Genomic DNA, 17,906 nt, shown 5'->3' on the forward strand with positions numbered 1-17,906 from the left:
TTGGCGCGGGCGACTATTTTCGGAAAGGAAATGCTTCCGCTATGGGAAAAATTCAAATATTGGACGAGCATGTCGCCAACCAGATCGCGGCGGGCGAGGTGGTGGAACGCCCCTCGTCTGTCGTCAAGGAATTGGTCGAAAATGCGATCGACGCCGGCAGCACGAAAATTGACGTGGCCATTGAGGAAGGCGGACTTACGCTGATCCGCGTCACCGATAACGGGACAGGCATGGACGCGGCCGACAGCGAAGTGGCTTTCTTCCGCCATGCCACAAGCAAAATCGCCAGCGGCAAAGACTTGTTTTCGATCCGGACATTGGGATTCCGCGGCGAGGCTTTGCCCAGTATCGCAGCTGTCTCGAAGGTGGAATGTACGACTTCATCCGATCAATCGGGGCTTGGACGCAAAATCGTGATCGAAGGCGGAACGATTCGCAGCGTAGGGGAAACCGCTTCGCCGCGCGGGACCGATATCGCGGTGCGCGAGTTGTTCTACAACACTCCGGCGCGGTTGAAATATATGAAAACGATCCAGACGGAGTTAAGCCATGTCTCGGATTATATGTACCGGCTTGCGCTTGCCCATCCGGGTATTGCCTTCACTTTGCGCCACAATGGCAATACGCTGCTGCAGACGCTTGGCAACGGCGATGTCCTGCAGGTCATCGCTGCCGTGTACGGCACGTCCACTGCCAAAAACATGCTGCCCATACAAGGCGAAAACCTGGATTATACGATCCGGGGTTACATATCGAAACCGGAGTTTACCCGCGCAAGCCGCAGCGGCATCTCTACGGTCATCAACGGCAGATATATTCGCAATTACGCCGTCGCCCAGGCGCTGCTGACAGGGTATCACACCTTGCTGCCGATCAACCGGTTCCCGCTTGCGGTACTGCATGTGAACATGTCTCCCGAGCTCGTCGACGTCAACGTGCACCCGTCCAAACTGGAGGTGCGCTTCAGTAAAGAGCAGGAGCTGATTCAATTTATCAGCCAGCAGGCGCACGCGCTGCTGAACAAGCAGGTGCTTATACCCAGCGTGCAGCAAAAGCCAAAAGCGGCGGCGATACAAGAGCAGATGGAATTGTACCGTCCGCAGCAGATGGACTCTCCTCAAGGAGACGTGTTTGCGAACGGCAGGGCAGATCAGGAGCGGGGAACCGGAGGATACGCGGGTTCAGCTCCGTCTAAGCTTGCCGCCGAACAGCGGGACGAGCCGGTCTCGCCCCGGTCCTACAGTTCCTTCGGCCAGCAGGCGGGAGAGGGGCGGCAAGCCCCGGAGCAGCCGGGAGCGGCCGCTTCAAGCTTTGTCCGCAACGAAGGCAGCCGCGAGGGCAAGTTCAACGGCGATTCCTATCGGCAGTCAGGCCCAGGCAGAACAGCCGAGTCATTCGCTCGAAATACGGCGCCTGCTGCCGCGACATCGGCGGTTAGAGCTAACGAGGCGTTTCTGCAGGCGGTTGCGCCCGATCCGGAGGAAGCTCCTCCGGCATTGCCGGCTTTTCCCGTTCTGACTCCGATTGGTCAACTGCACGGAACGTATATCGTGGCGCAAAACGAAGAAGGCTTGTTTCTTATGGACCAGCATGCGGCCCATGAGCGGATCAATTATGAAAAGTATTACGAGCTGTTCGGCCGCCCGCAGACGGCCAGCCAGGAGCTGCTTGTGCCGATTACGCTGGAATTTACGTCGGCGGAAGCCGAACGGTTGAAAAGCAAATTGCAATTATTTGAGCAGGCCGGGGTTTACCTTGACTATTTCGGGGGCAATACCTTTATAGTGAGGGCTTATCCCCATTGGATGCCTCAAGGCGAAGAGCAGGCCATCATCGAAGAAATGGTGGAATGGGCGCTTTCGGAGCGGAAGTCGCTTGATATTGCCAAGCTGCGCGAGAAAGCGGCCATCATGTGCTCCTGCAAGGCTTCGATCAAAGCCAACTTCTCTTTAAGTTTATTGGAGATGGAGGCGCTGTTCGACAAGCTCGCAGCCTGCAAAAATCCTTATACTTGTCCTCACGGGAGGCCGATTGTGATCAGCTTCTCTACTTATGAGCTGGAAAAAATGTTTAAGCGGGTGATGTAAGACATGCTTGTTACAACATCTTCCGATCCGACGGAGCAAGTGACGGCTTCCGCCCAAGCGGCGGCAGCCGAACTGCATGCCAAGTGGGTCGCAAGAGGCCGCAATTCGCTTGCCAAGCTGATGGCCCATCATGATGACAGAGCCATCCTGCTTGTGTCGAGAGAGCGGTTAGAGTATCATCAGAATGATCAGCCGGTTTTTTATTTCCATCCGAGCATGGCCGCCGTTCGCGTAAAACGGCTGCTGCGCGGGGAAGGAGATACGCTGCTTACCGCCGCAGACGTCAGGAAGGGTGACACCGTGCTGGACTGCACGGCCGGTCTTGCTTCCGATTCCATCGTCTTAGCTCACGCGGTTGGCCCCGAAGGGCGCGTGACCGCGCTCGAAAGCGAGCAGGTGATTCAATATGTCGTGCGCGAAGGCTTGAAGCGGTACGTGTACGAAGTCAAGGCGTTGAACGAAGCGATGAGGCGGGTGGAGCTGCTGCATGCCAACCATGACGATTATTTGCGTCAGGCGGACAGCAAAAGCGTCGATATCGTCTATTTTGATCCGATGTTCAGACAGCCGATTCATGAATCCAGCTCGATTAGTCCGCTGCGCGGGCTGGCTAACGGCGGAGAACTGGCGAGCCGGACGCTGGAAGAGGCGTGCCGTGTCGCGCGCAAGGCGGTTGTGATGAAAGAGATCACCCGAAGCAGCGAATGGAAACGGCTGAATTTTACCGATTTTGTGAAAGCATCGCCGAAAATAGCATTTGGAGTGATCCGTCTTTGAGTAATGCAGCAAAACTTCTCGTATTGGTCGGTCCGACGGCCGTCGGGAAAACCAGATTGAGCCTGGAATTGGCGCAAACCTACAACTGTGAAATTATTTCCGGCGATTCGATGCAGGTGTACCGCGGAATGGATATCGGGACTGCCAAAGCGACCGAGGAAGAGCGCAGTCTTATTCCTCATCATCTGATCGACATTCATATGCCGGATTATCCGTTTTCGGTTGCCGAATTTCAGGAACGCGCGCGAACGCTGATTGACGAAATCAGCGGCCGAGGAAAGCTGCCATTTATTGTGGGCGGCACTGGCTTGTACGTCGAATCGGTATGTTACGATTACCAATTTGCCGAGCGCGGGATGGATGAGGCGTTTCGCGAGGAGCAGCGGCTGTATGCGCTTGAACATGGAGATGAGGCGCTGCACCGCAAGCTGCAGGAGATCGATCCGGAGACGGCGCAGCGGATTCATCCGAATGATCAGCGGCGCGTAATCCGCGCACTGGAAATGTTTCACACGACTGGAATGAAAATGTCGGAGCAGCTCGCCGGCCAGAAAAAAGAGTCTCCTTACGAACTATGTATCGTCGGGTTGACAATGGACCGCGATTTGCTATATAAACGTATTGAACAGCGCATTGACGGAATGCTGGAGCAAGGATTAGTCGGTGAAGTGAAGCAGCTTCTTGACCAGGGATACGGGATGGACCTGATCTCTATGCAAGGGCTAGGCTATAAGGAAATCGCCGCCTATTTACACGGAACGTATTCCCTGGAGGAAGCCGTGACACTGCTGAAACGCGATACGCGTCATTTTGCCAAAAGGCAGCTGTCCTGGTTTCGTCATATGAAGGATATACAGTGGGTGGATGTAACCGACCAGGCAAATTTTTCTGCCCATATCGAGGCGATACATGCTATAATAGCAGAAAAGCTGACATGACCAATTTGAAGGGGGCCCCTTTATTTATGAACAAATCGATCAATATTCAAGACACATTTTTGAACCAGCTGCGCAAAGACAATATACCGGTAACCGTTTACTTGACGAACGGTTTCCAAATTCGGGGCCTGATTCGCGCTTTTGATAACTTCACCATCATTATCGACAGTGAAGGACGTCAGCAAATGGTATACAAGCATGCGATTTCTACGTTTACACCGCAAAGACCCGTATCTTTGATGCAGCAGCAGGACAATTCTGATCATTAATGCGTTATCCTTGCGAGCCGCCATTTTAAGCAACTTTTTAATGCGTTGGCACGTCTATATTAGGCAAGAGCAGAGCAACCTTAAATCTTAGGGTTGTTCTTTTGCTTCAAGGGGAGCGCGGAGGGGAGTCTTGGATTATGGCGGAGAAGAAAAAACAGACAACCGCAAAGAAACCGAAGAAAAAAACGAAAATTACTGCAGGCAAGGTAGTTGCCGGTCTCGTCGTCGCAGGTGCGCTTGGCGTGATTGGCGCGCTTGGATTATATGCGGTCATCATTTATAACGGCAACACCATTCTGAAACAAAATATCGATAAGCTGGATATGGACGAAGCCTCGCATTTATATGATGTCAACGGAAATGAAATGACCGTGATGTACAGGGAGAACCGCGAGCTTGTGACGTTCAGCGAAATACCGGATAAATTGCAGCAGGCGTTCAAAGCGACCGAGGACCGCAGGTTCGATCAGCACTCCGGCATCGATTTTGTGGCGGTGGGCCGGGCGCTGGTCAAGGACGTTGTGAACCGCAGCGCCGTTGAAGGCGGCAGTACGATTACACAGCAGCTGGCCAAAAACGTATTTTTGAGTTCCAACAAAACGTTTTTCCGTAAAGCGACGGAAATGTCGATTGCGGTGGCGCTGGAGGGCAATTTTACCAAGGACGAGATATTGGAGAAATATTTGAACCGGATCTTTTTTGCCAATGGCGCTTATGGAGTGAAGGCGGCGGCGAAAAAGTATTTTGGCGTGTCCGATTTGAAGAAACTTGAGCTGTGGCAGATGGCGACGCTGGCCGCCATACCGAAATCTCCGGGCAATTTCAACCCGATCGACAGTCCGGAGAAGTCGAAGGAGCGGCGCGGGGTCGTGCTGAAGCTGATGTTCGATCAGGGATATATTACGGAGGACGAGAAAAACAAGGCCGCAGCTGTCGAATATGTGCCTCCGAAAGATACGGGCAAAAAGGATTATTTGACGGTCACTGATTATGTCCTGAAGGAAGCGACCGAACAGTATGGTCTGTCGGAGGACGATCTGCTGCGCAGCGGCTACAAAATCTATACGACGATCGATGCGAACGCCCAGAAAATCATGGAAACGACGTATGCAAACGAAAAGTTCTTTCAAAAGGACGGTCCGGAGCAAAAAATTCAAAGCTCCATGGCGATCGTCAATAACAAAGACGGCGGCATCGTGGCGATGATCGGCGGACGGGATTATGTGAAGAAGGGCCTGAACCGCGCGGCCGATCCGCGGGGAGCACGCCAGCCGGGATCTTCGTTTAAGCCGATCATCGATTACGGCCCGGCGCTGGAGAGCGGCAAGTACACGCCTTACAGCAAGCTGAAAGATGAAGAGACGACTTACGGCGGCAGTTATTCTCCGCGCAACTATGACGGGGTGTATCAAGGCGAAGTCGATATGTTCGAATCAGTGCGCCGTTCCATCAACGCGCCGGCGGTCTGGCTGCTGAACGAGATTAAGATCAGCACGGCCAAGGCGTTTGCCAGCAAGCTGGGCATCACGTTTGATCCGCAGGACAACAACCTCGCTATCGCGCTTGGCGGTATGACCAAAGGCGTAACCCCTCTGCAGTTGGCTGCGGCTTATGCCGCATTTCCCAATCAGGGGTATTACAACAAACCTCATGCCGTTCTGAAAATTGTCGACGGCGACGGTACGGAGGTTGCATCGTACAAGGCCAAACGCGATGCCCCGGCGATGAGCGCCAAAACGGCATGGTACATGACGCAGCTGCTGCAAGGGGTTGTCGAGCCGGGCGGCACCGGTACGGCGGCCAAATTCGACCGGCCGGTTGCGGGCAAGACGGGCACAACCCAGCTTGACCTGAAGGGTCTTGAGAAGTTCAACCGCGACGTCTGGTTTGCCGGCTATACGCCGGAGTGGAGCGCTGCGGTGTGGATGGGCTTTGAGAAGACGGATACGAAACATTACGTGCTGACAACCAGCGGTTCGATGCCGGCGGCGATTTTTAAAGAAGTGATGTCCAAGGCGCTGGCCGGGCGGCCGAAAACCCAGTTCGTCAAACCGGATGGCGTAGCGGATTTAACGGCGCCGCCGAAAGCGATCGGCGATTTGAAAGCCGAACTGGTGATAGAGCAGAAGCCTTCCGTGAAGCTGACCTGGTCGGGGCTTGGCGATAAATTAAGCTATAAGTTGTACCGCAAGGAAGAGAAAGAGAAAGATTTTCAACTGGTCACAACGACAACGGGAACCGAGATTCGCGATATTACGGTAAACCCGGGCTCCTACCAGTATTACGTAACGGCATTTAATCCCGAAAACAATACGGATAGCGATAAATCCAATGTGGAAAAGGTAGATGTGCCGCAAAACGCGCTTGATCCGTTAAATCCGGGTAACGGTGTACCGGGAGCCAACGGCCAGCCTGGCGGCGCCGGCAACACACAGCCCGGAGACGGGAAGAAACCGGGCAATGGCGCCGGCAATAACGGAGCGCAGCCGGGGACAATTGGTCCCGGTTCTGGAGCCGGCGCGGGTCAAGGAAACGGCAATGGCGGCAACGGTAACGGTGCCTCCGGAACGGGGCAACCGGCACCCGGCGGCGGGCCAGCGGGCGCCGGCCAGACTGCGCCTGGAGGCGGTGCAGGCGGCAACGGGACGGCTCAGCCTGGAGGCGGTTCGCCGAAACCCGGCGCCGGAGGGAACAACGGCAACGGCAGCGGGGCTAACGGGGCCGGGCATGGGACCGGTGGAGCAGGCAACGGTGCCAACAACGGCAATGGCGGCGGCAACACCGGTACGGCGCAGCCAGGCACCGGTGCGGGAGCAACGAATCCGCCTGCCGCAGGCAGCGGCACACCGGCTTCAACCCCCGCTACAACGCCGGGCGCCGGCGGCGCCACACAGCCGCAGACGGAGAAGCTGCCGCAGGCACAGCAGCCTGCCCGATAATTTCCGATTTTTTCTTGTCTGTTGTATAATGGAAATTACAAATCGACAGATTGGAGTTGACACTAGTTAGATGAAAGCAGTTCGATCATGGAAATTCATTGCAGCAGTTACGGTATTAGCGCTTGCGCTTTCGGCCTGCGGAACAAAAAACGCCGAAAAAAACCAGACGCTTGCCGGAGGAGGCGGCGCCTCAGGGCAAACTTCCGGCAGTCAAACAAGTACTCAAGGTCAGGCGGGCGGGGCCGCCAGCGGCGGTCAACAAACCGGCGCACAGTCCCAGCAGCCTGCAAACAATAATGCGCAAAGCCAGTCCAAAAGCTGGACTACACCGCCGGCGATGCAGATCGATGCGAATAAGACGTACCAGGCAACGGTCACGACATCCAAAGGCACGTTTAAAATCGATTTGTTTGCCAAAGATGCTCCTAAAACGGTTAACAACTTCGTGTTTTTATCGAAGGAAGGGTTCTATAACAACGTTGTGTTCCACCGCATCATCAAAACGTTTATGGTGCAAACGGGCGATCCTACGGGAACGGGCCGCGGCGGTCCCGGCTATAAATTCGAAGATGAGCTGAAAACAACGACCCATAAATACGAACCGGGCATCGTCGCGATGGCCAATGCAGGTCCGAACACCAACGGAAGCCAGTTTTTCATCTGTACCGGCGATGACAGCAAAAACTTGAACCAAATGCCGAACTACACGATTTTTGGCAAAGTGGTGGAAGGCATGGACGTTGTGCAGAAGATTGCGGAAACTCCGGTTGATCCTTCGGGAGAAGGCAGCACGCCAAAAGAAAAAGTAACCATTCAATCGGTCAGCATCGCTGAGAAATAAAACGGCAAGCCAAGAAGCAGCGCAGCTCATAGCGCTGCTTTTTTGCACCTGGATGGCGGACTAAACGGCCGCTGATACGAAAATCGCTAGCTTAGGTGATGCAACACAAGAGGCTGGGGAAAAAGCGAGCCAAGCGGCCGCTGACACGGACACGTCGTCCCGCCGATGAGGGATGGATTTTCGGGAAGTATTCTGTATCGGGCTGCAGAAGAATAAACTGCTTTTGACAGGAAACAGTGAGGTCAGCCAGGGAGAGGAGACTTGACTTAAGATGAATAACACGTTAACGCGTTCAGAAAGATACCGCGGTTGCTTGCTTGGCCTGGCTGTGGGGGACGCAGTCGGGACAACGCTGGAATTTCGCGAGCCGGGGAGTTTTGAGCCCATACGGGATATGATCGGCGGAGGGCCGTTTAATTTGCTCCCGGGACAATGGACGGACGATACGTCGATGGCGTTATGTTTGGCGGAGAGCTTGCTGGCATGCGGCGGTTTTCACCCGCTGGATCAAATGCAGCGCTACGTCAAATGGTATCGCGAAGGTTACCTAAGCAGCACCGGCGAGTGCTTCGACATTGGCAATACGGTACGTACCGCCTTGGAGCGCTTTGAACGGACCGGCGAGCCTTTCTGCGGCTCGCTCAGCCCGCTGACCGCAGGCAACGGCTCGTTGATGCGGCTTGCTCCGGCCGCTATGTTTTACGCGGCAGATCCGCACGCGGCGATTATCAAATGCGGCGACAGCTCGCTCACGACCCATGGCGCCGCCGCAGCTATCGATGCATGCCGGTTTTTCGGCGGCCTGCTGGTAGGGGCCTTGTCGGGGGAAAGCAAAGAAGAACTGCTGGCCGACCGGTACGCTCCGCTGCCGGGGATTTGGGATACATACAGGTTAGTGCCGGAAATCGGAGAGGTCGCTTCCGGTTCGTATAAACGCCGGAATCCGCCGGAGATTAAAGGTTCGGGTTATGTCGTTCAATCGCTGGAAGCGGCGTTATGGGCATTTTACAACAGCGGCGATTTCCGGGAAGGCTGCCATCTCGCGGCCAATCTGGGAGACGACGCGGATACGACGGCGGCAATCTACGGGCAATTGGCAGGCGCATATTATGGGGAAGCGGCGATTCCGGCCGATTGGATAGCCAAGCTGGCGAAACGCGAATTCATTGAACGGCTTGCCGACAGGCTGCTGGAAGGCGAGCAGGAGGCTGCGTTATGAACGGTTCGCAGACGCCTTGTTTGCTCATTCACGGATTTACCGGCGGTCCGTATGAAGTGGAGCCTTTGGCCCGTTATTTGGAAACAAACGGCACTTATTGCCGCTTGTACACATTGCCCGGCCACGACAGGCAGCTCCATGGGTTAAAAACGGCGGGATGGCAGGAATGGGTTCGCGCTTCGGAAATCGAAGCGGAGCAATTGAGCTTCCGTTACGGCCAGTTTGATGTCGTCGGTTTTTCGATGGGCGGTCTACTAGCCGCTTATTTGGCGAACCGCTATCCGGTGCGGAGGCTCGTTCTGCTGAACGCCGCCGTCATTTATGTAAGCCCGCGCCGCATGGTCAACGAGATCGGCAGCCGCATACTGCGCGGAGACCGCTTCCGCGATTGGAATAAAGCGACCCGAACGCCGCTGCGCGCGCTTCATCAATTTATGCAGCTTGGACATGCGCTGCGGCCTGAATTTGCCGAGGTGACGGTACCTACGCTGGTCGCTCAAGGGGAGCTGGACCCGATCATCCATCCGCGGAGCGCCCATTACATTATGAACAGGCTGGCAGGTCCGAAGCAGCTGTATATGTATCCGAACTCCAGGCATATGATTTGTTACGAGGCGGAAGCGGAATCGCTTTTTCGAACGGTAGGGTTGTTTTTGGGACAGGAGCGTGAATTACGCCGTGAAAGGTTTTAACCATGTTACGATCCGCGTGTCCGATTTGACCGCGTCTCTTGCATTTTACTGCGGTATACTTGGGATGGAACTCGTGCACCAAGGACGGACCGACGCTTACCTGGAGTGGGGTGCCGCATGGATTTGCTTGCTTGAGCGCAAGCAGCTGCAGCCGATGCCGGGGGAAGAGGCGTATGGAGTGGATCATGTCGCATTATCGATCGAGAACAGCGGGTTCGATGCCGCGGTAGAGAGGTTGAAGCAAGCGGCCGTTCCGATTGTTAGAGGGCCGATCGAACGGGGAGGCGGCCGTGTCGTCAACTTCTTGGACCCTGACGGAACACAGCTGGAGTGGAATACCGGCAGTTTAGCCGGGCGTATGAAAGTTTGGAACTAATTTTGAAACTAACCAGGGGTTTATGAAATGGAGAGCAGTCGCTGCTTTTAGGGGCGGGCTGTTCTTTTTTTTGCAAAAAAACCTTGCATTGAATATATGTATGCGATATATTGCATATAACAAATGAATCAGAAAGGATGATCATATGCCGATTCCTAAAAATTTTTCCACGCCGATTCGCATGTCTGCTAAGGAAAGAGCTTTTTCACAAATACAGAGATGGATCATCGACGGAACGCTTGGACCGGGGGAGAAGTTAATTGACGCCGAACTCGCGGAATCTTTGGCTGTCAGCCGGACCCCGATCCGTGAAGCGCTGCAGCTGCTCGAAGTGCAAGGACTAGTGACGATGCAGCCGGGCAAGGAAACCAAGGTCACCGGCATCGAGAAAGACGATGTGCTGCACATGTATCCGACACTGGCGGCTCTCCATTCGCTTGCTACCGAAAGCGCGGCGCCCGTTATCACGCCGGATCAAATTGAGACGCTGAAGCGGTTAAACGCGCAGTTTGCCCAGGCGATTGAAAACGCGCAGCCGTATCAGGCGATGGAGCTCGATGAGCAGTTTCATAACCTGATCGTGGAAGCATCGGACAATCCTTACGTTGCTTCATTCAGCGCGTCGCTGCAGATCCATATTCGGCGGTTCAAATACGTGTTCCTCAAGCAGGCGATGACGTCGACCCGAACGTCGGTCGAAGAACACGCTTTGATTATTCAAGCCTTGGAGAACAAAGATGGAGCTGCGGCTGCCGCCATGATGAAGCAAAATTTAATCAGGCCGATGCACGAATTGTACGCTTTGATCTGAAGGTGAAAGGGTGAGCGGGATGGAAGAAGATAAGGATTTGAGAATCCGCAGTAAAGTGATCAGCGAAGGGGTAAACCGGGTTCCGAACCGTGCGATGCTGCGTGCGGTCGGCTTCCAGGACGAAGACTTCAAAAAGCCGATGATCGGCGTGGCCAGCACCTGGAGCGAGGTAACCCCCTGCAATATGCATATCGACGGACTTGCTGTTGCGGCAAAAGAAGGCGTCAGGGAGCATAACGGGGCGCCGCTTATTTTTAATACGATTACGGTTTCCGACGGGATTTCGATGGGCCATGAAGGGATGTCCTATTCGCTGCCCAGCCGCGAGGCGATTGCGGACTCCATCGAAATTGTCACCCAGGCCGAACGTTTTGACGGGCTTGTGGCGATCGGCGGCTGCGATAAAAATACCCCGGCATGTTTAATGGCAATTGGGCGTATGAACATCCCTGCGGTGTATGTCTACGGAGGTACGATTCAACCCGGCCGGCTGGACGGGAAACAAGTGGATATTGTCAGCGCCTTCGAAGCGGTGGGTCAATACCATGAGGGCAAAATATCGGAGGAGCAGCTGCACAAGGTGGAATGTACGGCTTGTCCGGGAGCGGGAGCTTGCGGCGGGATGTATACGGCCAATACGATGGCCGCTGCGGCGGAGGCGATGGGAATCAGCCTTCCGGGTTCATCGTCGACACCAGCCATTTCGCCAGGCAAAGCAGTGGAATGTGCGGAAGCCGGTAAACGAGTCATGGAATTGCTTGCAAAAGGAATCCGTCCGCGGGATATTATGACCAAACAAGCTTTCGAAAACGCCATTACCGTAGTGATGGCTCTTGGAGGCTCCACCAACGCTTTTCTGCATCTGATCGCTATTGCGCATTCGGTGCAGGTGGAGTTAACGTATGACGATTTCGAGCGCATTCGCGTCAAAGTGCCGCATCTGGCCGATCTTAAGCCTAGCGGCAAATACGCGATGCAGGATCTAAACGATGTCGGCGGTGTCCCCGGTGTCATGAAGCTGCTTTTGGAACAAGGTTTTCTTCATGGGGACTGTTTAACCGTTACAGGCAAAACATTAGCAGAAAATTTGGCGGAAGCGGAACCTTTGCATAAAGGGCAAGATGTGATTCGTCCGTTGGACGCTCCACTGAAGCTGAATGGTCCGCTTGTCGTGCTGAAGGGCAATTTGGCGCCGGAAGGTGCGATCGCGAAAATGTCGGGCATGAAAAAGCTGCGTTTCACCGGACCCGCCCGTGTATATGACAGCGAAGAAGCGGCGACGGAAGCGATCATGCGAAATGACATTCGCAAAGGCGATGTGCTGGTAATCCGTTACTGTGGACCAAAGGGCGGACCCGGCATGCCGGAGATGTTGTCCGTAACGGCGCTCATTGTCGGCAAAGGGCTTGGCGGCGAAGTCGCGCTGCTCACTGACGGCAGATTTTCCGGCGGCTCTCATGGCTTCGTAGTAGGCCATGTTGCACCTGAGGCGCAGGTTGGCGGACCCATCGCTCTGCTGCAGGAAGGCGATAACGTAACCATCGACAGCGAAACGCAAGAGCTGTCGTTTCAAGTGACGCCGGAGGAGCTGCATCGCCGGCGCCAATCTTGGAGCGCACCTCCGCTTAAGGCCGCATCGGGGGTTCTGGCAAAGTATGCGAGGCTGGTTTCATCCGCTTCAAAAGGCGCGGTCACGGACTTGTTCGAATAAAGGCTGCATATAGAATAGCCAGACCGGAGCTTGACGACTAGGCTTCGGTCTGGCTTTTGTATTACATCATAGTTACTCTACCCGTTGACAATCGTGCCCCCGTTGACGTGCAAAATTTGCCCCGCCATATACGAGGAATCGTCGCAGGCCAGAAATACGTAGCTTGGCGCCAGCTCTTCCGGCTGGCCTGCCCGTTTCATCGGTGATGTCGAGCCGAAGACGGACACCTGCTGCTCATTAAAGGTGGAAGGGATGAGCGGCGTCCAAATCGGTCCCGGAGCGACTCCATTGACACGAATGCCTTGCCCGATCACCTGCTGCGATAACGAGCGGGTGAACGAAACAACAGCGCCTTTGGTCGCCGAATAATCGATTAACTGCTCGTTGCCCTCGTATGCCGTAATCGACGCCGTGTTAATAATGGCCGCACCTTGTCTCAAGTGGGGCAGCGCGGCTTTGGTCATGTAGAACATACCGAACACGTTGGTACGGAACGTGCGTTCAAGCTGAGCGGCCGTCACATCTTCCAGCTTCGGCTGCGGATGCTGTTCGGCGGCGTTATTGACCAGAATGTCGAGCCGGCCGAACTGTTTGACCGTCTGTTCGATCACCTGCTTGCAGAAGCTTTCGTCGCCGATGTCGCCGGCCATAGCGTGACATTTGCGCTGCTCTTCTTCGATTTGGCGTTTCGTTTCTTTGGCATCGTCATGTTCATTTAAATATACAATGACGACATCGGCGCCTTCCTTGGCATAAGTAACGGCAACTGCCCGTCCGATACCGCTGTCCCCTCCGGTAATGACGGCCACTTTGCCGAGCAGCTTGCCGGCCGGCTTATATTTGGCGTCCTCGAAGACGGGGGCCGGGTTCATCTGGGATTCGATACCGGGCTGCCGGTTTTGATGCTGGGCGGGAAAGGTCGGTTTTTCTTGTGTAGTTGTTGGCATAAGGCGAACTCCTCTTTTGCAAAATTGTACATTCTTGGTTAGCGTGTGCAAAAAGGGGAGGAAGTATCAGCCGGATCGGAAGAATTGAAGCCGACGTTTGAACGGAACGTTGTGTTCGACAGGCCGCTGCGCAGGCCGCAAAGCAGTGTTTGGGAATCACGCGTGTTGGGAAATGTTACCTGCCGCGGTATTTACCAATTACCTCGGAGTCTGTACAGCGGGTACAAACCAGCATTCGGCGGCAGGTTATGTAACGCTCTTGACCCGGTAATGATAGTCGTACGCCCAGGTGAAACCCAACTTTTGGTATAACGCAATAGCGGGTGCATTATCGGCGACCACTTGCAAATACAAACGTTGGGCCCCTAGCAAAAGCGCTTCTGCTGCGAGCTGTTGAACGATCTGTTTGCCGATGCCTTGTCCGCGGAATGCCGGATGGGTCACCACGTTGATAAAACCCGCCCAACCACGCTCGATGACTACGGTGCCGAGGCCGGCGGTGCGGCCGTCAGCAACAACGGTGATAAAGCGGGAACGGGGCGCGATACGTGCGAACAAGCCTTCATAGAAGGGCCGCCGCGCTTCGGGAAACCCCTCTGCCTCCAAAAAGCCGCCGATCCAAGCAGCATTGGGCTGATCCGAGATCAGCACTTCTATAGTCGTATTAAGCCGAGATGTCCCCGGCAATGATTCAGCGGCAGCCCGGCAATCGGCGATATACACCGATGTGACCGTATCTTTGTTGTAACCGCACCGTTCCAGCAATTCATCCAAGCCGACAGGGGATGCGGGACTTAAGTGGAATTGCGGCGGCAAATCCTGGCGCTTATAAAATGTTTCGATTTCCTCCAGCCAGCCGTCATGGCCGGGAAGCGGCCCGGCTGTGAATACGCTGTTGGCGCGTTTGGTGAACGCACCGGAACAGCGAACCGTCCAATCCCCATAACGCCACTGCATGGCGGCAGGCCAGGTGTTAAAAGCCAACTGCTCAAGCAATTGGACGGTGTTTGTATCGATACCGTTTGCTATCAAAGTCATAATCTCCTTTCCGTTTATAATAAAAATACATAATAATGAATAAATATACAACATAAATTTTGGCAAATAAAAAGCCTCAGGCACTGTAGTAAGCGCCTGAGGCTTGAATAACTGAAGGTTCCCCGTATTGTAGCGTCTTTTACACGCGGAAGTGATCGCCTTTCCAGTCTTTAACCGCACGTTTGATAGCGTCGGGGGCCATATTTTTGTTGGCGGCTTTTTCGCAAAGCGCGGGAAATTCCGCATCGCTTGCAAAACGCAGAGCGATCGCTTGTTTGTAAGTAATGCGCGCATCGAGCCAGCGCCCGGTCAGCTTGAAATGGCGTAAGTCTTCTTCCGTGCGGATCAGCCGGTCCTGTACCCGGATCGCCGAGGAGCGCGTTGTGATAATGCTCAGCACCATCAACACCGCTGAAACGAGCAGCAGCAGCGATATGAAGATCGGCCCGCCTTGTGCGATCGACATGATCGCATAAACGATGGATGCAAGTGCAGCAATGATGCTTAGCGGTAACATAAACTGATGAATGAGCGGAACAATTTGCTTATGATTGGCATAATTTTGCTGCTGTGGTTGACTCATGAACAGATCACCGGTCCTTTTTATTTGGTTCGGGTACTCCGGTTAGTCCGGCCCCGTTACTCCCATTTAAACGTAAAACTTGCGATGACAAACGCGACGATCATCCAGCCGCCGAGCAGCAGCGCTTCCGACCATAAGGCACTAAGGTCGGCGCCGACGTTCATGATTTGCCGCAGCGCGGTCGATAGATGAGTGATCGGCAGCAGCTTGACGAAAGGCTGAAGCAAATCGGGCATGTTTTTGACAGGGAAAAATACGCCGCCGAGAAACATCAGCGGGAAGGAAATAAAACCGGCGATCGGTCCGGCGCTTTCCGGCGTCTTCGCCAGTCCGGCGATAATAAAGCCGATCGACATAAACGTCAGTGTTCCGAGAATCAGGAAAGCAATCAGCAGCAGCCAGGAGCCGTTCACCTGGGTGCCAAAAAATAAATTGCCGATCACCAGCACAAGCAGCGCCTGAAAACCGTTTAAGATCAATCTTGCGGTAATTTGCGCGGCGATGAAGGTGGAAGCTTTCAGCGTCGTACTTTGCATCCGGCGTAAAATCCCGCGTTCCCGCCAAGCGGCGATTTGTCCGGCGACACCGTTGAGATTGGTGGACATAATCATCATGGCGACTACACCAGGAACCAGAAAGTCGATATACTTCAGCTTGATCGCTTGAATCCCCTTGGCGTCGACAGTGACAAGCTGCTTGTACTGGACCATCTTTTTGCTGATCGCATCCGCCACTTGATCGACGATGGTAAGCCCCATTTGTGATGCGGTCATGTTGGTCTCGTCGTAATAGACGGTCACTTTGGGAGCGGCTTCGGCCGATGTACCGGACGGATTGCCGCCTGCCGCTTGGATTGCGGCTCCGTAACCGGACGGGACGACGATCACCAGTTGGGTGTCGCCTTTTTTCAAATCGCTCATCGCTTGCTGCTCATCCGCATTTTCGGCAAATGTGATGATCTTAAGTTCGTTCAGCGTATCGGTAAATTGCTTGGAAGCTGCCGATCGGTCCTGATCGATGAGGGAGGCATTCAGCGATATGCCACCGCCGTTTCCGAGCAAAGAGCCCAGGCCAACCATCATCAATATCGGGAACAAAACGGTAAAAAAGATGACGGAGCGATTTCTGACAAATATGCGGAGCTGTGCAAGCGTTAGTTGAATATATGCGTTCATGCTTCCCGTAAGCTCCTTCCCGTCATATGTAAAAATACATCCTCCAGCGTGGCTGTTCTTGTCTGCAGGTCCGAAAATGACAGTTCCCGTTCCTTGGCGAACTGAATGAAATCGAGCAGGGAGGCCTGCAAATGATCCGTGTACAAGGTGAACACATCCTCGCGGCGGTCAGCCTGCTTTACTTCGTCCAGCTGTTCCAGCTGTCTGAGCAAATCATCGCTTGCGTCCTGCACGGTTTCGGCAGCCAGCCGGAATTCGATGGCGCTGTCGGACTGCAAGCTGCGCACCAGATTGCGCGGCGTATCGAGGGCGATGATGCGGCCTTGATCCATCAGGCAGATCCGGTCGCACAGCACATGCGCTTCATCCATATAATGCGTGGAAAGCACGATGGTTTTGCCTTGCTCTTTCATGCGCAGCACGATGTCCCATAAGGTGCGTCTTGCTTGCGGATCGAGGCCGGTGGTCGGTTCGTCGAGAAATACAACCTTCGGGTCGTTCAGCAGCGCCAGCGCAATCGCAAGTCTTTGTTTTTGGCCGCCGGATAAGCTTTTGACTCTTCCTTTGGCTTTGTCGGTCAGCAGCATCTGCTCCAGCAGCGGCTCTACCGGCAGCGACTTCTTGTAAAAGCTGGCGTACATGTTCATGATTTCCCGCACGGTCAGCAGCTCGAACAGCGATGTCGACTGCAGCTGCACGCCGATGACTTCCTTCACCTTGTTCAGCGACGTCAGCGTGTCGAAGCCGGCGACCTTGGCGAAGCCTTCATCGGGCTTGCGAAGCCCTTCAATCATTTCCATCGTTGTTGTTTTTCCAGCCCCGTTGGGACCGAGCAGTCCGAAGATTTCACCTTGCATAACGGTAAAATCGATGCCTTTCACCGCCGTATGGTCTTCATACCGCTTCAGCAATCCTTGAACTTCAATAATCGGCACATGATTGCCGTTGGGTGCCGTCTCATGCTGCAGTTGGCTTTCTGCCATCCCATCTCACCTCGTAATGCGATTTCATTTCTTTATAAAATAATTTCTATATGGTAGTATTTCGGATTATTCGGATCGGCTGATCATGGTGGCTTTCATCTTGGCAAACAGCTCCAGAAGGATCAGTCTTTCGGCTACGGTAAGCGAATCCAGCATTTCCAGAGCGATCTTGTTCATCTGAGCGGGGAACGTTTCAAGCATCCGCTCTGCGTCGGCGGTCAGCGTGATAATAAAGCTCCGCCGATCCTTCGGGTCCATATTGCGTTTGACATAGCCGGTCTGCTCCAAGCTGTCCAGAATGCGGGTCAGCGTGCTTAAACTGACTTCCAGCCGTGCGGCGATATCTTTGACGGCCAGCGGACCGTCCTGCATGAGCGCAAACAGCACGCTGCTTTCGTGGTGCGATAGCCGGCAGTCCTGTTCAAAGCTTTGCGAGCATTGTTTCACCCTGTCCCCGATGAACAAAATGAACTCGCGCACCCGGTCTGCCTGCACGTGATTCGTGAGTTCTTCCACTTGA

Annotated in this window: 17 protein-coding genes; 11 read left to right on the top strand and 6 right to left on the bottom strand. The window is 54.3% G+C overall.

Translation table 11 applies throughout. The annotated features are described in order from the left end of the window. Nucleotides 1–41 precede the first annotated feature (41 nt). The 11 genes from mutL (at nt 42) to ilvD (ending at nt 12,660) form a co-directional block, all read left to right on the top strand. Nucleotides 42–2,087, top strand: coding sequence for a DNA mismatch repair endonuclease MutL (gene mutL / locus EYB31_RS07150; protein ID WP_131012604.1), 2,046 nt, complete (start codon nt 42–44; stop codon nt 2,085–2,087). Nucleotides 2,088–2,090: 3 nt separating this feature from the next. Further along, entirely contained in the window at nt 2,091–2,864 is a 774-nt protein-coding gene (locus EYB31_RS07155; RefSeq protein WP_131012605.1) for a class I SAM-dependent methyltransferase, read from the top strand. Then, the gene (miaA, locus tag EYB31_RS07160) at nt 2,861–3,802 is read left to right on the top strand and encodes a tRNA (adenosine(37)-N6)-dimethylallyltransferase MiaA (protein WP_240762173.1); all 942 of its coding nucleotides are present in this window, start codon (nt 2,861–2,863) and stop codon (nt 3,800–3,802) included. Before EYB31_RS07155 ends, miaA begins: the two co-directional genes overlap by 4 nt. A 26-nt stretch (nt 3,803–3,828) precedes the next feature. Further along, on the top strand, nt 3,829–4,071 hold the full coding sequence (hfq, locus tag EYB31_RS07165; RefSeq protein ID WP_131012607.1) for an RNA chaperone Hfq: 243 nt from the start codon (nt 3,829–3,831) through the stop codon (nt 4,069–4,071). A gap of 137 nt (nt 4,072–4,208) precedes the next feature. Next, nucleotides 4,209–7,010, top strand: a complete 2,802-nt coding sequence (locus EYB31_RS07170; protein WP_131012608.1) for a transglycosylase domain-containing protein — start codon at nt 4,209–4,211, stop codon at nt 7,008–7,010. A gap of 70 nt (nt 7,011–7,080) precedes the next feature. Further along, nucleotides 7,081–7,851: a peptidylprolyl isomerase gene (locus EYB31_RS07175; RefSeq protein ID WP_131012609.1), complete on the top strand. Its 771-nt coding sequence runs from the start codon at nt 7,081–7,083 to the stop codon at nt 7,849–7,851. Between the two features lie 271 nt (nt 7,852–8,122). After that, nucleotides 8,123–9,070, top strand: coding sequence for an ADP-ribosylglycohydrolase family protein (locus EYB31_RS07180; RefSeq protein ID WP_131012610.1), 948 nt, complete (start codon nt 8,123–8,125; stop codon nt 9,068–9,070). Further along, on the top strand, nt 9,067–9,762 hold the full coding sequence (locus tag EYB31_RS07185) for an alpha/beta hydrolase (protein WP_131012611.1): 696 nt from the start codon (nt 9,067–9,069) through the stop codon (nt 9,760–9,762). Before EYB31_RS07180 ends, EYB31_RS07185 begins: the two co-directional genes overlap by 4 nt. After that, entirely contained in the window at nt 9,749–10,138 is a 390-nt protein-coding gene (locus tag EYB31_RS07190; protein ID WP_131012612.1) for a VOC family protein, read from the top strand. Before EYB31_RS07185 ends, EYB31_RS07190 begins: the two co-directional genes overlap by 14 nt. 145 nt (nt 10,139–10,283) lie before the next feature. Beyond that, nucleotides 10,284–10,949: a GntR family transcriptional regulator gene (locus EYB31_RS07195; protein ID WP_131012613.1), complete on the top strand. Its 666-nt coding sequence runs from the start codon at nt 10,284–10,286 to the stop codon at nt 10,947–10,949. Nucleotides 10,950–10,968: 19 nt separating this feature from the next. Next, entirely contained in the window at nt 10,969–12,660 is a 1,692-nt protein-coding gene (ilvD, locus tag EYB31_RS07200; protein WP_131012614.1) for a dihydroxy-acid dehydratase, read from the top strand. Nucleotides 12,661–12,737: 77 nt separating this feature from the next. Here the strand turns inward: ilvD and EYB31_RS07205 are convergent, their stop codons facing one another. The 6 genes from EYB31_RS07205 to EYB31_RS07230 form a co-directional block, all read right to left on the bottom strand. After that, complete coding sequence (locus EYB31_RS07205) at nt 12,738–13,607, bottom strand: SDR family oxidoreductase (protein ID WP_131012615.1); 870 nt, start codon at nt 13,605–13,607, stop codon at nt 12,738–12,740. 246 nt (nt 13,608–13,853) lie between these two features. After that, nucleotides 13,854–14,645 carry a GNAT family N-acetyltransferase gene (locus EYB31_RS07210; RefSeq protein WP_165452279.1) on the bottom strand — a complete coding sequence of 264 codons (792 nt, stop codon included), beginning with the start codon at nt 14,643–14,645 and terminating at the stop codon, nt 13,854–13,856. Between the two features lie 139 nt (nt 14,646–14,784). Then, nucleotides 14,785–15,228 carry a DUF6526 family protein gene (locus tag EYB31_RS07215; RefSeq protein WP_131012617.1) on the bottom strand — a complete coding sequence of 148 codons (444 nt, stop codon included), beginning with the start codon at nt 15,226–15,228 and terminating at the stop codon, nt 14,785–14,787. 56 nt (nt 15,229–15,284) lie between these two features. Next, complete coding sequence (locus EYB31_RS07220; RefSeq protein ID WP_131012618.1) at nt 15,285–16,403, bottom strand: ABC transporter permease; 1,119 nt, start codon at nt 16,401–16,403, stop codon at nt 15,285–15,287. Next, complete coding sequence (locus EYB31_RS07225) at nt 16,400–17,386, bottom strand: ABC transporter ATP-binding protein (protein WP_131012619.1); 987 nt, start codon at nt 17,384–17,386, stop codon at nt 16,400–16,402. The genes EYB31_RS07220 and EYB31_RS07225 overlap by 4 nt, the downstream gene beginning before the upstream one ends. A 66-nt stretch (nt 17,387–17,452) precedes the next feature. Then, nucleotides 17,453–17,902 carry a MarR family winged helix-turn-helix transcriptional regulator gene (locus EYB31_RS07230; protein ID WP_131012620.1) on the bottom strand — a complete coding sequence of 150 codons (450 nt, stop codon included), beginning with the start codon at nt 17,900–17,902 and terminating at the stop codon, nt 17,453–17,455. Nucleotides 17,903–17,906: the final 4 nt, after the last annotated feature.

Source organism: Paenibacillus thalictri (assembly GCF_004307995.1).
Lineage (GTDB): Bacteria > Bacillota > Bacilli > Paenibacillales > NBRC-103111 > Paenibacillus_AF > Paenibacillus_AF thalictri.

What these genes read in the sequence shown, in the direction of transcription:
- mutL (WP_131012604.1), top strand. Translation starts at nt 42, where the DNA reads ATGGGAAAAATTCAAATATTGGACGAGCATGTCGCCAACCAGATCGCG.
- EYB31_RS07155 (WP_131012605.1), top strand. Translation starts at nt 2,091, where the DNA reads ATGCTTGTTACAACATCTTCCGATCCGACGGAGCAAGTGACGGCTTCC.
- hfq (WP_131012607.1), top strand. Translation starts at nt 3,829, where the DNA reads ATGAACAAATCGATCAATATTCAAGACACATTTTTGAACCAGCTGCGC.
- EYB31_RS07170 (WP_131012608.1), top strand. Translation starts at nt 4,209, where the DNA reads ATGGCGGAGAAGAAAAAACAGACAACCGCAAAGAAACCGAAGAAAAAA.
- EYB31_RS07175 (WP_131012609.1), top strand. Translation starts at nt 7,081, where the DNA reads ATGAAAGCAGTTCGATCATGGAAATTCATTGCAGCAGTTACGGTATTA.
- EYB31_RS07180 (WP_131012610.1), top strand. Translation starts at nt 8,123, where the DNA reads ATGAATAACACGTTAACGCGTTCAGAAAGATACCGCGGTTGCTTGCTT.
- EYB31_RS07185 (WP_131012611.1), top strand. Translation starts at nt 9,067, where the DNA reads ATGAACGGTTCGCAGACGCCTTGTTTGCTCATTCACGGATTTACCGGC.
- EYB31_RS07195 (WP_131012613.1), top strand. Translation starts at nt 10,284, where the DNA reads ATGCCGATTCCTAAAAATTTTTCCACGCCGATTCGCATGTCTGCTAAG.
- ilvD (WP_131012614.1), top strand. Translation starts at nt 10,969, where the DNA reads ATGGAAGAAGATAAGGATTTGAGAATCCGCAGTAAAGTGATCAGCGAA.
- EYB31_RS07205 (WP_131012615.1), bottom strand. Translation starts at nt 13,607, where the DNA reads ATGCCAACAACTACACAAGAAAAACCGACCTTTCCCGCCCAGCATCAA.
- EYB31_RS07210 (WP_165452279.1), bottom strand. Translation starts at nt 14,645, where the DNA reads ATGACTTTGATAGCAAACGGTATCGATACAAACACCGTCCAATTGCTT.
- EYB31_RS07215 (WP_131012617.1), bottom strand. Translation starts at nt 15,228, where the DNA reads ATGAGTCAACCACAGCAGCAAAATTATGCCAATCATAAGCAAATTGTT.
- EYB31_RS07220 (WP_131012618.1), bottom strand. Translation starts at nt 16,403, where the DNA reads ATGAACGCATATATTCAACTAACGCTTGCACAGCTCCGCATATTTGTC.
- EYB31_RS07225 (WP_131012619.1), bottom strand. Translation starts at nt 17,386, where the DNA reads ATGGCAGAAAGCCAACTGCAGCATGAGACGGCACCCAACGGCAATCAT.